Genomic DNA, 14,366 nt, shown 5'->3' with positions numbered 1-14,366 from the left:
GAAGCCCGTCGTGAACGTGACAACGCCCGCGGTCCGCACAACCAGTGGGACGTGTCGTTGACCAGCGGTAAACTGGCCACAGTACGACGGCAGCCGGCCGTTTTGAGAACACGGAAAGCAGGCACAAACTCCACGTGACGCCCCGCGACACGACCGCTGACTCGTCGGCCGCATCATCGCAATCGGTCCGCAGCAGCATCACCGTTCCGCCCGACTTCATCGTGGGCCTGCTCGGCTCGGCTGACGAGAACCTACGGGCCCTCGAAAGACTTCTGACCGCCGACATCCACGCCCGTGGCAACGAGATCACCTTCACCGGTGAGCCCGCTGACGTGGCGCTGGCCGAACGCGTGGTCGCCGAACTGATCGCCGTCGCCTCCAGCGGGCAGGCGGTGACACCGGAGGCGGTCCGGCACAGCGTCGCCATCCTCACCGGTACCGAGGACGAGTCGCCGGCCGAGGTACTGACGCTGGACATCCTCAGCCGCCGAGGTAAGACCATCCGGCCCAAGACGCTGAACCAGAAGCGTTACGTCGACGCCATCGATGCGCACACCATCGTGTTCGGCATCGGTCCGGCCGGAACCGGCAAGACGTACCTGGCGATGGCCAAGGCGGTCAGTGCTCTGCAGACCAAGCAGGTCAACCGGATCATCCTGACCCGTCCCGCGGTGGAAGCCGGTGAGCGGCTCGGCTTTCTGCCCGGCACGCTGAGCGAGAAGATCGACCCGTACCTGCGGCCGCTGTATGACGCCCTGCACGACATGATGGATCCCGAACTCATCCCAAAGCTGATGAGCGCCGGGGTAATTGAGGTCGCACCGCTGGCATATATGCGGGGTCGGGCCCAACCCTTGTTCACCAACGTGCTGACACCTACCGGCTTCCGACCGATTGGTGAACTCAAAGTCGGCGATTTCGTGATCGGTTCCGATGGGACACCGACCGAGGTGACGGGTGTCTACCCACAGGGTTTCAAGGAGATCTACCGCGTCTTCACACAAGAGGGTGCATCGACGCTCGCATCCGGCGACCACCTCTGGGCGGTGTACACGGCTTCCGATCGGCGGCGGAACAAGCCGGCTCGGATACTCGAGACCAAAGAGATGATCGGGAATCTGCGTGCCGCTCATGCTCACCGCTACGAGCTACCGGTACTGAGTGCGCCGGTGGATTTCGAGTCTCGGCCAGTGCCGATGGACCCGTACGCGCTCGGGTTGCTGTTGGGTGACGGGAGCTTCTCCTCGCGTGCGACGCCGAGTTTCACGACGAAGGATCCGGAGCTGGCGGAGGCGTTGGAACGTCTCATCCCGGGTATCGAGGTTCGACGCAAGACCGAGATCGGATATGTGCTGAACCGGATCACCACACCCGGTGAGGTCATCACGATCGAGAATCCCGTGACGGGCGTGATGCGTCGGCTGGGTCTGTCCGGCAAGAAATCGGAAGCCAAGTTCGTTCCCGAGGACTATCTGTTCAATTCGGCGGATGTGCGCTTGGCGGTGCTGCAGGGCCTCCTCGATACCGATGGCGGTCCGGTAACCCAGAAGGGCCGCACCTGCCGAATCCAGTACACGACGGTGTCTGATCGGTTGTGCGACAACGTGATCTTCCTCGTCGAGTCGTTGGGCGGTGTGGTTTATCTGCAGATGCGGGACGCTGCCGGCCGCAAACCTGGCCTGGCCCGTGGCCGAGCGGACTACCACCGGTCCGACGCGAACACTCTCGACATCCGCTTGCCCGAGGGCATGATCCCGTTCCGGCTCGCACGCAAAGCTGAGAAGTACGCCGCGACAGGCGGGAGTCGTCCGATGCGGTACGTGGACCGCATCGAACCCGTGGGCACCACAGAGGCGGTGTGCATCAGTGTCGCCGCAGCGGACTCCCTTTATGTGACCGAGGACTTCCTCCTGACGCACAACACCCTCAATGACGCATTCATCATCCTCGACGAGGCGCAGAACACCACCGCCGAGCAGATGAAGATGTTCCTGACCCGGCTCGGGTTCGGCTCGAAGGTCGTTGTGACCGGTGACATCACGCAGGTTGATCTGCCCGGTGGCGCCACCTCCGGGCTGCGGGCGGCGATGAACATCCTCGACGGCATCGAGGACATCCATTTCGCGGAGCTCACCAGCGCCGACGTGGTCCGCCACCGTCTGGTGTCCGAGATCGTCGACGCCTACGCCCGACATGAGGAGCCGGCATTGCTCAACCGTGCCCAGCGTCGTTCGTCGAACGGGCGGCCCCGCCGATCATGAGCATCGAGGTTTCCAACGAGTCGGGCGTCGACGTCTCCGAGGATGAGCTGATCAGCGTCGCGCGTTTCGTCATCGCCAAGATGGACGTCCACCCGGCCGCCGAGCTGTCGATGGTGCTGCTGGACAGCGCGGCGATGGCCGACCTGCACATGCGGTGGATGGACCTGCCCGGCCCCACCGACGTGATGAGCTTTCCGATGGACGAGTTGGAGCCCGGCGGGCGGCCCGACGCACCCGAGCCCGGTCCGGCCATGCTCGGCGACATCGTGCTGTGCCCCGAGTTCGCCGAACAACAGGCTGCGAAGGCCGGGCACTCGCTGGGTCAGGAGCTGGCGTTGCTGACCGTGCACGGCGTGCTGCACCTGCTGGGCTATGACCACGCCGAGCCGGACGAGGAAAAAGAAATGTTCGCGCTGCAGCGCCAACTGCTGGAGGAATGGGTGGCCGCTCAGGTTGAGTCGTATCACGCCGACCGGCAGAGCCAGAAAGACCAGCGGTTGCTGGACAAGTCCCGATATTTCGACGAACCGTGACCGGCCTCCTTCCACTGCTCGGCGCCGTGGTGCTGGTCGGGTTCGGTGGCCTGTTCGCGGCAATCGACGCCGCCCTGTCCACCGTCTCGATTGCCCGGATCGAAGAGCTGGTCCGCGAGGAACGTCCCGGTGCCGCCCGGCTGGCCCGGGTGGTGGCCGAGCGGCCCCGCTACACCAACCTCGTTGTGCTGCTGCGGATCACGTGCGAGATCAGCGCCACCGTGCTGCTGGTTTCCTTCCTCGACGGACATCTCGGTGTCAGCTGGGGCCTGGCGGCCTCGGCCGCCATCATGGTGGTCACCAGCTTCGTGGTCATCGGTGTCGGCCCGCGGACCGTCGGCCGGCAGAACGCCTACTCGATCGCACTTCTCTCGGCCTTGCCGCTGCAGGCGATCTCGGTGTTGCTCACCCCGATCAGCCGGCTGCTGGTCTTGATCGGCAACGCGCTCACCCCTGGCCGTGGCTTCCGCAACGGGCCGTTCGCCTCCGAGATCGAGCTGCGTGAGGTCGTCGACCTGGCCCAACAGCGCGGCGTGGTGGCCGATGAGGAACGCCGGATGATCCAGTCGGTGTTCGAGCTGGGTGACACCCCGGCCCGTGAGGTCATGGTGCCGCGTACCGAGATGGTGTGGATCGAAAGCGACAAGTCGGCGGGCCAGGCCACCTCACTGGCCGTGCGCAGCGGGCATTCCCGCATCCCGGTGATCGGTGAGAACGTCGACGACATCGTCGGCGTGGTGTATCTGAAAGACCTTGTCCAGCAAACGTATTACTCCACCAACGGTGGCCGTGACACCAACGTGGCACAGGTGATGCGCCCCGCGGTGTTCGTGCCGGATTCCAAACCGCTGGACGAACTGCTCAACGAGATGCAGCGCGACCGCAACCACATGGCGCTGCTGGTGGACGAGTACGGCGCCACAGCGGGCCTGGTCACCATCGAAGACGTGCTGGAAGAGATCGTCGGCGAGATCGTCGACGAGTACGACGCCGGCGAGGTGGTTCCGGTGGAAGACCTGGGGGAGCGGCAGTTCCGGGTGTCGGCACGGTTGCCGATCGAAGACCTCTGCGAGCGCTACGACCTGGAACCGGACGAGGATCTCGAGCCCGACACGGTCGGCGGGCTGGTGGCCTTCGAACTGGGCCGGGTCCCGCTGCCCGGCGCCGAAGTGACCTGGAACGGCCTGCGGCTGCGGGCCGAGGGCGGGTCCGACCACCGGGGGCGGGTGCGGATCGGCACCGTCCTGGTCAGTCCGGCTGAATCTGAGAATGAGGAGACCCGAGGTACCGATGACTGAGCTCGACGCCGAAGACAACAAGCTCGTGGTCCTGGCCCGGGGCGCGATGGCCCGTGCCGAGGCGCCGGCCGGTGCGGCGGTACGGGATCAGGACGGACGCACCTATGCCGGTGCCCCGGTGACACTGGCGGCGCTGCAACTGACCGCACTGCAATCCGCGGTCGCGGCCGCGGTGTCCAGTGGGGCCACCGGGATCGAAGCCGCGGTGCTGGTCGGTGGCGGCGCCGACGACGCCGGGGTGGCTGCGGTGCGGGAACTGTCCGCTGACGCCGCGGTGATCGTCACCGACCGGGCCGGAAACCCGACATGACTGAATTCCGTTCTGGTTTCGTCTGTTTCGTCGGCCGGCCCAACACCGGCAAGTCGACGCTGACCAACGCACTGGTGGGCCAGAAGGTGGCGATCACCTCGAACCGCCCGCAGACCACGCGGCACACCATCCGCGGCATCGTGCACCGCGACGACTTCCAGATCATCCTGGTCGACACGCCGGGTCTGCACCGGCCGCGCACCCTACTCGGCCAACGGCTCAACGACCTGGTCAAGGACACCTACTCCGAGGTCGACGTGATCGGGCTGTGCATCCCGGCCGACGAGCGGATTGGCCCCGGCGACCGCTGGATCTATCAGCAGATCCGCGCGGTGGCGCCTAGGACCACCCTGATCGCCGTGGTCACCAAGATCGACAAGGTGCCCAAAGACCGGGTTGCCGAACAGCTGATGGCCGTCAGTGAACTCGTCGGCCCGGACGCCGAGATCGTGCCGGTGTCGGCCACCGCGGGCGAACAACTCGACGTCCTCACCGACGTCCTCGTCTCCAAACTGCCGCCGGGGCCGGCCTATTACCCCGACGGCGAGCTCACCGATGAGCCCGAGGAAGTACTGATGGCCGAGCTCATCCGCGAGGCCGCGCTGGAAGGGGTGCGCGATGAGCTGCCGCACTCGCTGGCCGTGGTGATCGAGGAAGTTTCGGAAAGGCCAGGACGAGAAGACGACAATCCCTTGATCGACGTGCACGCGATCCTCTACGTCGAGCGTGACAGCCAGAAGGGCATCGTGATCGGCAAAGGTGGCGCCCGGCTGCGCGAGGTCGGTACCGCCGCCCGCACCCAGATCGAAAAGCTGCTCGGCACAAAGGTGTATCTCGACTTGCGGGTCAAGATCGCCAAGAACTGGCAGCGGGATCCCAAACAGCTTGGCCGGCTGGGGTTTTAACTCGCCTGGGAGAAGCCGCTACCGGCTGCTCAGCACCACGACCAGAATCACGATCGCGATCCCGAGAATCGTGACGCCGATGATTGTCAGGCCGACGATGGCGCGGTCGCGCTCGCTGTTGCCGATGCCCTTTCCCCGGTAATCGAAAACGGAGCGCATCAGCATGTTCAACAGCAGCCAGCCCCAGGAATTGCCATCGTTCTTGGCGGCCGGCGGTGAGCTGAAGGCCGGAGCCGGCGGGTACGGCGGCTGAGTCGGGGCGCCGTATTGCGGAGCGGGCGGGTAACCACCGTTGGGCGGGTAACCACCGTTGGGCGGGTAACCGTATCCATACGGCTCGGGTGGGTACGGCCCCGGCGGAGGTTGCTGCTGGGGCGGTTGCTGGGAATAGCGCGGATCCGGATAGTTCATTGCGGCCCCCCTGCCCGTAGTCGATCGCGCGCAAAACGCTACACGACTGTCGTTTTCGGCTGGCCGTGGATGTGGCGCCGATCGGGTCAACTCGCCCGTCGCTCGAGCGCGTTGATCGCCGCGGCGGCCTGGGATGCGTCGGTCTGTGACGGCACCTGCCACCACACTTCGGGCTGTTTGGCGGCCCAGCCGGTGATTGCCTCCAACTCGGCGGCCAGCGAGATCAGCAGGGGCTCACTGTTGGCCGGCCCCATCAACTGCACCCCGATCGGCAGCCCGTCGGAGGTGAACCCGGCGGGCACGTTGATCGACGGCCAGCCCAGCAGGTTCCACGGCCAGGTCAGCGGGCAGGCCGCGATCGAGGCGCGTTCGGTGGCCGACCAGCCGCGGCGGTCGAATTCGTGTGTGAGCGGCGGGGGTTGGGCCGTCGTCGGCGCCACGATGACGTCGACGAGATTGAACACCCACGACATCCGGCGTTGTGCCGCGGCTTCGTGGACACGGGCCTTGCGCAGCACGTTCTGGGACAGCACCCGGCCGATCCGCATGTTTGCCACGGTGCGTTCGTCGTAATGCAGATCGCCCAGCCGCTCGGCCCAGTCCAACAGCCCGGCGGTGGAGCGGGCCAGGAAGTCCCAGGACATCTGCAGGCGATAGTTGGGATCCTGGGCCACCACGGTGTGCCCGAGCTGCTCGAGCTGGCCTCCGACGGCCTGCAGCGCGTCGCGGATCTCGGGGTGCAGCTTGGCCCGGAAGCCGGTGAACGGCAACTTGGTGGACAGGCCCACCCGCAGTGGTCCGGGCGCGCGCCCGACATGGTCGGCGGCCTGGATGGGTGGCGGCTTGTGCAGATCACCGTCGGCGTTGCCGGATGCGGCGTCGAGTACCAGGGCGGCGTCGGTGACGGTGCGGGCGAGCACACCGTTGACGGTGATCCCGTTGAACGCCTCGGGCAGCGGCCAGGTGGAGATCCGCCCGCGCTGCGGCTTGATGCCGACCAGATGTGTCCACGCCGCCGGGATGCGGACACTGCCCGCGCCGTCGGAGCCGATCGCCGCGGTCACCAGGCCGGCGGCGACGGCCGCGGCGCTGCCACCCGAGGACCCGCCCGGGCTGTGCTTGCGTGACCACGGGTTGCGGGTGTGTCCGAAGCCGGGGCCGCCGGTGAAGGGCCACTGCCCGAGCTCACAGGTGTTGGTCTTGCCGACGATCACCGCCCCGGCCGCGCGCAGGCGGCGCACCACCTCGGCGTCGGCGTCGGCCACCCGCCCCTCGCCGGCGGTGCCGAATCGGGTGGGCACCCCCGCGACGTCGACGTCGTCTTTGACCGCGATCGGGATGCCCAGCAGGGGGAGTTGTTTGCCGGCTGCGCGCGCGGCGTCGGCCCGGGCGGCGTCGGCCAGTGCTTGCTCGGTGAGCACCACGCGGAAGGCGTTGAGGGTGGACTGGCTCGCGGCGATGGCATGCAGCGCCTGCTGTACGAGTTCGTCAGAAGTGACTGCGCCGCTGGCGAGTTGGTACAGCTGATGGGTCAGGGTGGGCAACGGTGCCGGTGGAGCAGGAAAACCAGTGCCGGAAGTCGTAGATTTGGCCATCACTTTCGAGAATATCGGCGGTGCATAACGGAACCTGTCCCGCCTTGGTGCGACACTGTCACGATGCGGCTGTACCGGGACCGGGCGGTGGTGCTGCGCCAGCACAAGCTCGGCGAAGCCGACCGGATCGTCACCTTGCTCACCCGCGACCATGGTTTGGTGCGCGCGGTGGCCAAGGGGGTCCGGCGTACCCGCAGCAAGTTCGGCGCCCGGCTGGAGCCGTTTGCCCACATCGACGTTCAGCTGCATCCGGGTCGCAATCTCGACATCGTCACCCAGGTGCAGGCCATCGACGCGTTCGCCGCCGACATCGTCAGTGACTACGGCCGCTACACCAGTGCCTGCGCCATGTTGGAGACGGCCGAGCGGCTGGCCGGGGAGGAACGGGCGCCGATGCCCGAGCTGCACCGGCTCACCGTGGCCGCGCTGCGCGCGGTGGCCGACGGGCGCCGGGCCCGTGAGCTGATCCTGGATTCCTATCTTCTGCGGGCGATGACGATCGCGGGGTGGGCGCCGGCGCTGACCGAGTGCGCCCGGTGCGCCGCCCCGGGCCCGCACCGGGCATTTCACGTGGCTGCCGGCGGCAGCGTGTGCGTGCACTGCCGTCCCAGCGGGTCCAGCACCCCACCGCAGCCGGTGCTGGAGTTGATGTCGGCGCTGCACGACGGGGACTGGGAGTACGCCGAGGCCTCCGCCTCCGGGCATCGCAGCCAGGCCAGCGGGCTGATCGCGGCACATCTGCAGTGGCACCTCGAACGCCAGCTGCGGACATTGCCTCTGGTCGAGCGGGTGTACCGGATCGATCGGACAGTCGCCGAACAGCGCGCGACGCTGGTCAGGCAGGATATGGCCCATGGCTTTGACGAAGGACGGGAAGCGGGGCAAGACGACCTACCCACAGCTGCCTCCGGCGCCTGAGGACTATCCGGTCTTTCCCGACACCTCGACCTGGCCCGTCGTCTTCCCGGACATCCCGGCCGGCACCAACGGCCGCTTCGCCCGCCCGCCCCAACACACCTCCAAGGCCGTCGCGCCCCGAATCCCGGCCGATCAGGTGCCGAATCACGTGGCCGTGGTGATGGACGGCAACGGTCGGTGGGCCACCCAGCGCGGCCTGGGCCGCACGGAGGGCCACAAGATGGGCGAGGCGGTGTTGATCGACATCACCTGCGGTGCGATCGAGCTCGGTATCAAGCATCTGAGTGTGTACGCGTTCTCCACCGAGAACTGGAAGCGCAGCACCGAAGAGGTTCGGTTCCTGATGGGCTTCAACCGCGAGGTGGTGCGCCGCCGCCGGGAGAACCTCAACGCCATGGGCGTGAACATGCGCTGGGTGGGGTCGAGGCCCAAGATGTGGCGCAGCGTCATCAAAGAGTTCGACATCGCCGAGCAGATGACGGTCGGCAATGACGTCATCACCGTCAACTACTGCGTCAACTACGGTGGGCGCACCGAGATCGTCGAGGCAGCGCAGGCGCTGGCCGCCGAAGCCGCCGAGGGCAAGATCAACCCGAACCGGATCAGCGAGGCGTCCTTCGCCAAGCACCTGCACCGGCCGGACATCCCCGATGTCGACCTGTTCATCCGGACCTCGGGTGAGCAGCGGGCCAGCAACTTCCTGTTGTGGCAGGCGGCGTACGCCGAGTTCGTGTTCCAGGACAAACTCTGGCCCGACTACGACCGGCGCGATCTGTGGGCGGCCTGCGAGGAGTACGTGAACCGCAACCGTCGATTCGGCAGGGCCTGACATGCCCGGCCTCCTGCAGCGGTTGTCCGCGGTGCTCGGCGAGGTGTCCACCGTTGTCGAGGAAGAAGACAACGCGCTGACGGTCACGGTCGACGGGTCGGTGGCCTCGGTGCGGGTGGTGGCCATCGCCGAGGACCTGGAGATGGTCTCGCTGACGCAGCCGCTGGCGTGGGATCTGCCGCTGAACAACAAGATTCGCGACCGGGTGTCCGACCATGCCGGCAAGACGATGCTGGGCACGGTGGTGTTGGTGGAGAAGGTTGTTGACGGGCCGGCGACGCCCACGAACGGCACGAAGTCGGGGGCGCGCAAGCGGCCGGCCAAGAAGGTCGCCGACGTGATGTTGCGCTACAACTTCCCGGCGGCCGGGCTGACCGACGACGCGCTCCGGACCCTGATTTTGATGGTGCTGGCCACCGGTGCCGATGTGCGCCGAGACCTGATGTCGTGACTGCCATCATCCGCATCGTCGCGGCCGTGGTGCTCGACGAGCGGGGCCGGCTGCTGGTGGTGCGTAAACGCGGGACGACGGCGTTCATGCAGCCGGGCGGAAAGATCGAGCCGGGGGAGCAGCCGATCGAGGCGTTGGCCCGCGAGGTCCGGGAGGAGCTGGGGGTCGGCGTGTCCGGGGTGCGTGCACTCGGGCACCACGACGCGGTGGCCGCCAACGAACCAGGTCATCGGGTGGCGGCGGATCTGTTTCTGGTCAACCTGGACGGCGAGCCGCATCCGGCGGCCGAGATCGCCGAGATGACTTGGATCGACCCGCACGTGCCGGGCGACATCGAGCTCGCCCCGCTGACCCGCGATACCGTGCTCCCGCTGGCCGACGATCGGACCCGGCGCCCCCACGTGTGAAGCGCCATGGCGGAAAATCGGGCTCGGCACCGCCACCACGCTTCATACGCGGAAAGTCGGTCAGTTGACCCCGTCGACGCACTCCTCGCACACCCCGAAGATCTCGATGGTGTGGCTGACGTCGGAGAAGCCGTGCTCACGGGCCACGTCGGCGGCCCACGTCTCGACCTGGCCACCGGAAATCTCCACGGTCGCACCGCAGGCCCGGCACACCAGGTGGTGATGGTGGTCTTCTGAGCAGCGCCGGTAGACCGATTCACCGGTGTCGGTGCGCAGGGTGTCGACGCTGCCGCTGGTGGCCATGGCCTGCAGGGTCCGGTAGACGGTTGTCAGACCGATGCCCTGGCCGCGGCGGCGCAGCTCGTCGTGCAGTTCCTGGGCCGAGCGGAACCCGTCGGTCTCGTTGAGCAGGTCGGCGATCGCCGCGCGCTGCCGGGTGGACCGGACGGCGCCGGTCACGGGTGCTCCTCGCCGGCGTGGGCCACGGCGTCGGCGACGATGTGGGCCAGATGGTGGTCGACGAGGCTGTAGAGCACCTCGCGGCCGGCGCGTTCATTGGTCACCACCCCGGCCTGCTTGAGAATCCGCAGGTGCTGGCTGACCAACGGCTGCGGGACGTCGAGCGCGTCGACCAATTCATGGACGCACCGCGCGGACTGCTGCAGCTGCAGCACGATCGCGATGCGCAGCGGGGCGGCCAGCGCGCGGAGCAGCTCGCCGGCGGTGTCGAGGACCTCGCGCGACGGCATTTCGGGGGCGGGCGCGGCGCTGTTCTCGCGCGCGTCGTCGTGCGAATTCTCCGCCAAATTGGAAATCGTTTTCATTACGGATCAGAATACATGCGCGGTATCGCATGTCAATCGGTCCGCGGTCGCGGCGGATTATCGCCCCGCGTGGGCCGGTCGCTACGCTGATGCACCGTGGCTCCATCTTCGATCATCGACACCGTCGCGAACCTGGCGAAACGCCGTGGCTTGGTATTCCAGTCCGGAGAGATCTACGGCGGCACCAAGTCCGCGTGGGATTACGGGCCGCTCGGGGTGGAGCTCAAGGAAAACATCAAGCGGCAGTGGTGGAAGTCGATGGTCACCGGCCGCGACGACGTCGTCGGTCTGGACTCCGCGATCATCCTGCCGCGGCAGGTCTGGGTCGCCTCCGGTCACGTCGACGTCTTCAACGACCCGCTGGTGGAGTGCCTGAACTGCCACAAGCGGCACCGGCAGGACCACATGCAGGAGGCGTACGCGGCGAAGAAGGGTCTGGACGATCCCGACGCCGTCTCGATGGACGAGATCGTCTGCCCCGATTGCGGCACCAAAGGGCAGTGGACCGAGCCGCGTGACTTCAACATGATGCTCAAGACCTACCTCGGCCCGATCGAGTCGGAGGAAGGTCTGCACTACCTGCGTCCCGAGACCGCCCAGGGCATCTTCGTCAACTTCGCCAACGTGGTGACCACCGCGCGCAAGAAGCCACCGTTCGGCATCGGCCAGATCGGCAAGAGCTTCCGCAACGAGATCACGCCGGGCAACTTCATCTTCCGTACCCGCGAGTTCGAGCAGATGGAGATGGAGTTCTTCGTCGAGCCGTCGACCGCGCCGGAATGGCACAAGTACTGGATCGAGACGCGGTTGCAGTGGTATGTGGACCTCGGTATCGACCGGGACAACCTGCGCCTCTACGACCACCCCAAGGAGAAGCTGTCGCACTACTCCGACGGCACCGTCGACATCGAGTACAAGTTCGGTTTCGCCGGCAACCCGTGGGGTGAGCTGGAAGGCATCGCCAACCGCACCAACTTCGACTTGTCCACGCACGCAAAGCATTCCGGTGTCGACCTGTCCTTCTACGATCAGGGCACCGATACCCGCTACGTGCCGTACGTGATCGAGCCGGCGGCCGGTCTGACCCGCTCGCTGATGGCGTTTTTGGTCGACTCCTACACCGAGGACGAGGCGCCCAATGCCAAGGGCGGGGTGGACAAGCGCACCGTGCTCAAGCTCGATCCGCGACTGGCGCCGGTCAAGGCCGCGGTGTTGCCGTTGAGCCGCAACGCCGACCTGTCGCCCAAGGCCCGTGACCTGGCCGCCGAGCTCCGCAAGAACTGGAACGTCGAGTTCGACGACGCCGGTGCGATCGGTCGCCGCTACCGCCGCCAGGACGAGATCGGCACGCCATACTGCGTGACCGTCGATTTCGACACCCTGGAGGACAACGCGGTCACCATCCGCGAGCGTGACGCCATGACCCAGGAGCGCATCGCCCTGGACAAGGTGTCGGACTACCTCGCGGTGCGGCTCAAGGGCTGCTGAGTCTCCCGGCGAACAGACGCAAACTCGTACTTTTTCGGCCGACAAGGCACGAGTTTGTGTCTGCTCACGCAATGAAAAGCGATCAGAACCGGCCGCCGCCACCGCTGTAGCTGCGGCCCGACGAATGTGACGACCCGCCGTAGGACGTCGGGCGGCCCATGCTGCGGCCCCCGCCCCAGCCGCCGCCGTACCCACCGCCGAAACCACCACCGAAGCCGCCGCCGCCGCGCAGGATGTTGCCGATCAGGATGCCGCCGAGCACCGCACCCATATCGGAGCCACCGCCGCCGTACTGCGAGGTGTAGGAGCGCTGCGCGGCCCGCACATCGTCGTTGGCCAGGCCTTGCGCCTGTGCTGCCAGCGTCGAGGCCCCGTTGGCGTGTGCGACGGCCTCATTCGGGTCCGATGCCCGCTTGGCCAGCGCGGCTTCGAGTTGCCGTTGCGCCTCGGCCAAGCGGGTACGTGCTTCCGGTCCGATGCTGCCGCGCCGGGTTTCGACGAAGTCCGACACCGCCTTGATCCGCGACTGGGCGGTGAACAGCGCCTGCTCCAGCGCCCGGGCCAACCGTTCGGCGGCCTCCTGTTGTTCGTGCACCCCGGCCAGTAGTTGATCGAGTTCGGCGTCGGCCTTGGTGAGTCGGGTGAACGTGCCCAGCGGGTCGGCCTTGCCGTGCGACTGCGCGTCGGCGGCGGCCCGGGCTGCCGCGTCGCGGACCGTGCTGAGCTTGTCGGCCTGCGGTGTATCTGGTTGCGTCAGCAGTGAATTCGCCTGGTCGATGCCGGCCTGGATGTCAGTCAGCGCGGCGGGCAATTCAGCCAGGGCGCGGTTGATGTCCGACGCCGCACTGTCCACCGCGTCGAGCAGGGTCCGGACCTGGTCGAGGGCGGATTCGGCCGAACGTACCGCGTCCACCAGAGCGGTTTGATCGGTCGCCGGCTTCGACACCAGGCCGCGGGCTGCGGTGATGTTGCGGTCGGCGAACGCCAGCCGCTCCTGGGCGGTGTCGACGTTGCCTTCCACCGAACTCAGTGCGGTGGCGTCGAACTGGGTGTGCAGGTTCTGCAGGGTCTGCTGCGACGGCTCGATGCGGGCGGTCAGGCCGACCATCTGCTGGGTCATCGTGTCCAGCCGGGCCGGGGCGTTGATCACCAGATCGCGCAGCTGCTCGAAAGCCTGGCTCTGGGCTTCCAGTTCACGGTCGGCACGGGCCGCCGAGATCACCACCTTGGTCAGCAGTTCACGCTGCTGCAGCGGTGTCTCAGGGGCTTCGTCATCGAGGGTCTGACGCACGTTGAACGCTTGGGCCAGAGCCTTTTTCGCATTCTCCAGAGCCGCGGCGAACGGCTCGGTGCGCTGCGCGCCGAACTCCTCGACGGCCAGTTGTAGCTCGGCGGCACTGGTGCGCACGGCATTGTCAACGTCGACCACGATCGAGCGGGACAGCTCATCGAGCGCCTCCAGGGGGACCGTGGCCAGTGCGGCGGCGTCGGTGGGGTCAACCCGCTTGGCGGCCTCGAACTCGGCGCGGCGGCGCTTGGCGCGCCGGCGCCGCGACCACCACCACAGCAGGCCGAACAGCACCACCACCACGCCCAGGGCGATGAGCATGCCCGGCCATGACACGCCGGCACCCGCAGGCGCGGCGGGCGGATCGGCTTTCAAGCCGTTCGCGGCGGCGATCGCCGCGCCGGCCCAGTCCCCGCGGCGCAGGGCCGGTTCGACGCTGTCGCGGCGGATGTCCTCGGCGCGGGCATTGCCGCCGCGAATCGTGCTGGGCACCTGGAACGAATACGCCCGCGCTTCGGTGGCCACCGCCAGCAGTGCGTCGTCGTCACCCAGGTCGCTGAGCCGAATGGTGTTCTGCGCCCAGCCGAGTTGGTTCTGGCCGGAGAAGTCCTCGACGAAAACCACCCACAGCTGAATGCGTTTGGTGTCGTAGAGCTGATCGAGCGCGCGCTGCACGCCGGCGCGCTGCGCATCCGACAGCACGCCGGCGTTGTCGGTGAGTTGACTCGCCAAACGCAGCGGCGGTTCAGCGGCGGCGCCAGGTGCCGCAAGCAGGCCGGTGATCAGGATCGCGAGCAGCATGGACAGCACACGGGCGATACGCATGACCGTCAATCTAGTGCGCTGCG

Annotated in this window: 15 protein-coding genes; 10 read left to right on the top strand and 5 right to left on the bottom strand. The window is 67.2% G+C overall.

Features of this window, described 5'->3' with window-relative positions; genetic code table 11:
- The first annotated feature begins 134 nt into the window (after positions 1-134).
- The 5 genes from FR943_RS17870 to era are packed head-to-tail and all read left to right on the top strand — an operon-like array spanning position 135 to position 5,307.
- Positions 135-2,261, top strand: a complete 2,127-nt coding sequence (locus FR943_RS17870) for a PhoH family protein (protein WP_217159563.1) — start codon at positions 135-137, stop codon at positions 2,259-2,261.
- The gene (ybeY, locus tag FR943_RS17865; protein WP_217159562.1) at positions 2,258-2,794 is read left to right on the top strand and encodes an rRNA maturation RNase YbeY; all 537 of its coding nucleotides are present in this window, start codon (positions 2,258-2,260) and stop codon (positions 2,792-2,794) included. Before FR943_RS17870 ends, ybeY begins: the two co-directional genes overlap by 4 nt.
- Complete coding sequence (locus FR943_RS17860) at positions 2,791-4,092, top strand: hemolysin family protein (protein WP_217159561.1); 1,302 nt, start codon at positions 2,791-2,793, stop codon at positions 4,090-4,092. The genes ybeY and FR943_RS17860 overlap by 4 nt, the downstream gene beginning before the upstream one ends.
- On the top strand, positions 4,085-4,402 hold the full coding sequence (locus FR943_RS17855; protein ID WP_217159560.1) for a cytidine deaminase-like protein: 318 nt from the start codon (positions 4,085-4,087) through the stop codon (positions 4,400-4,402). The genes FR943_RS17860 and FR943_RS17855 overlap by 8 nt, the downstream gene beginning before the upstream one ends.
- The gene (gene era, locus FR943_RS17850; protein ID WP_217159559.1) at positions 4,399-5,307 is read left to right on the top strand and encodes a GTPase Era; all 909 of its coding nucleotides are present in this window, start codon (positions 4,399-4,401) and stop codon (positions 5,305-5,307) included. Before FR943_RS17855 ends, era begins: the two co-directional genes overlap by 4 nt.
- 18 nt (positions 5,308-5,325) lie before the next feature.
- Here the strand turns inward: era and FR943_RS17845 are convergent, their stop codons facing one another.
- Together FR943_RS17845 and FR943_RS17840 are read right to left on the bottom strand one after the other, a co-directional pair.
- Entirely contained in the window at positions 5,326-5,718 is a 393-nt protein-coding gene (locus tag FR943_RS17845) for a hypothetical protein (protein ID WP_217159558.1), read from the bottom strand.
- Positions 5,719-5,804: 86 nt separating this feature from the next.
- The gene (locus tag FR943_RS17840) at positions 5,805-7,313 is read right to left on the bottom strand and encodes an amidase (protein ID WP_217159557.1); all 1,509 of its coding nucleotides are present in this window, start codon (positions 7,311-7,313) and stop codon (positions 5,805-5,807) included.
- Positions 7,314-7,376: 63 nt separating this feature from the next.
- Here FR943_RS17840 and recO point away from each other — a divergent pair, with 63 nt between their 5' ends.
- From recO to FR943_RS17820, 4 genes are read left to right on the top strand one after another with little or no spacing between them, the layout of a single operon-like run.
- Positions 7,377-8,231: a DNA repair protein RecO gene (recO, locus tag FR943_RS17835; protein WP_217159556.1), complete on the top strand. Its 855-nt coding sequence runs from the start codon at positions 7,377-7,379 to the stop codon at positions 8,229-8,231.
- Positions 8,167-9,060, top strand: coding sequence for a decaprenyl diphosphate synthase (locus tag FR943_RS17830; protein ID WP_217159555.1), 894 nt, complete (start codon positions 8,167-8,169; stop codon positions 9,058-9,060). Before recO ends, FR943_RS17830 begins: the two co-directional genes overlap by 65 nt.
- 1 nt (position 9,061) lies before the next feature.
- Positions 9,062-9,511, top strand: coding sequence for a hypothetical protein (locus tag FR943_RS17825; RefSeq protein WP_217159554.1), 450 nt, complete (start codon positions 9,062-9,064; stop codon positions 9,509-9,511).
- Positions 9,508-9,918: an NUDIX hydrolase gene (locus FR943_RS17820; protein WP_217159552.1), complete on the top strand. Its 411-nt coding sequence runs from the start codon at positions 9,508-9,510 to the stop codon at positions 9,916-9,918. The genes FR943_RS17825 and FR943_RS17820 overlap by 4 nt, the downstream gene beginning before the upstream one ends.
- A gap of 60 nt (positions 9,919-9,978) precedes the next feature.
- On the opposite strand, the gene FR943_RS17815 is transcribed toward FR943_RS17820, so the two are convergent.
- Together FR943_RS17815 and FR943_RS17810 are read right to left on the bottom strand one after the other, a co-directional pair.
- The gene (locus FR943_RS17815) at positions 9,979-10,377 is read right to left on the bottom strand and encodes a Fur family transcriptional regulator (protein WP_217159550.1); all 399 of its coding nucleotides are present in this window, start codon (positions 10,375-10,377) and stop codon (positions 9,979-9,981) included.
- Positions 10,374-10,742 carry an ArsR/SmtB family transcription factor gene (locus FR943_RS17810; RefSeq protein WP_217159548.1) on the bottom strand — a complete coding sequence of 123 codons (369 nt, stop codon included), beginning with the start codon at positions 10,740-10,742 and terminating at the stop codon, positions 10,374-10,376. The genes FR943_RS17815 and FR943_RS17810 overlap by 4 nt, the downstream gene beginning before the upstream one ends.
- A gap of 96 nt (positions 10,743-10,838) precedes the next feature.
- Here FR943_RS17810 and FR943_RS17805 point away from each other — a divergent pair, with 96 nt between their 5' ends.
- Positions 10,839-12,230 (top strand): glycine--tRNA ligase, encoded by a 1,392-nt coding sequence (locus tag FR943_RS17805; protein WP_217159546.1) that lies wholly within the window; start codon positions 10,839-10,841, stop codon positions 12,228-12,230.
- An 82-nt stretch (positions 12,231-12,312) separates the two neighbouring features.
- Here FR943_RS17805 and FR943_RS17800 read toward each other — a convergent pair whose 3' ends face one another.
- Positions 12,313-14,343: a TPM domain-containing protein gene (locus FR943_RS17800; RefSeq protein WP_217159545.1), complete on the bottom strand. Its 2,031-nt coding sequence runs from the start codon at positions 14,341-14,343 to the stop codon at positions 12,313-12,315.
- Positions 14,344-14,366: the final 23 nt, after the last annotated feature.

The organism is [Mycobacterium] fortunisiensis (assembly GCF_019050325.1).
Classification (GTDB): Bacteria; Actinomycetota; Actinomycetes; order Mycobacteriales; family Mycobacteriaceae; genus Mycobacterium; species Mycobacterium fortunisiensis.
The sequence above is the reverse complement of the archived record's forward strand: the minus strand, read 5'-3'. Positions and strand labels throughout refer to the sequence as shown.

Coding starts and splice junctions, on each gene's coding strand:
- FR943_RS17800 (WP_217159545.1), bottom strand. CDS start 14,343: ATGCGTATCGCCCGTGTGCTGTCCATGCTGCTCGCGATCCTGATCACC.
- FR943_RS17855 (WP_217159560.1), top strand. CDS start 4,085: ATGACTGAGCTCGACGCCGAAGACAACAAGCTCGTGGTCCTGGCCCGG.
- FR943_RS17830 (WP_217159555.1), top strand. CDS start 8,167: ATGGCTTTGACGAAGGACGGGAAGCGGGGCAAGACGACCTACCCACAG.
- FR943_RS17840 (WP_217159557.1), bottom strand. CDS start 7,313: ATGGCCAAATCTACGACTTCCGGCACTGGTTTTCCTGCTCCACCGGCA.
- era (WP_217159559.1), top strand. CDS start 4,399: ATGACTGAATTCCGTTCTGGTTTCGTCTGTTTCGTCGGCCGGCCCAAC.
- FR943_RS17810 (WP_217159548.1), bottom strand. CDS start 10,742: ATGAAAACGATTTCCAATTTGGCGGAGAATTCGCACGACGACGCGCGC.
- recO (WP_217159556.1), top strand. CDS start 7,377: ATGCGGCTGTACCGGGACCGGGCGGTGGTGCTGCGCCAGCACAAGCTC.
- FR943_RS17845 (WP_217159558.1), bottom strand. CDS start 5,718: ATGAACTATCCGGATCCGCGCTATTCCCAGCAACCGCCCCAGCAGCAA.
- ybeY (WP_217159562.1), top strand. CDS start 2,258: ATGAGCATCGAGGTTTCCAACGAGTCGGGCGTCGACGTCTCCGAGGAT.
- FR943_RS17825 (WP_217159554.1), top strand. CDS start 9,062: ATGCCCGGCCTCCTGCAGCGGTTGTCCGCGGTGCTCGGCGAGGTGTCC.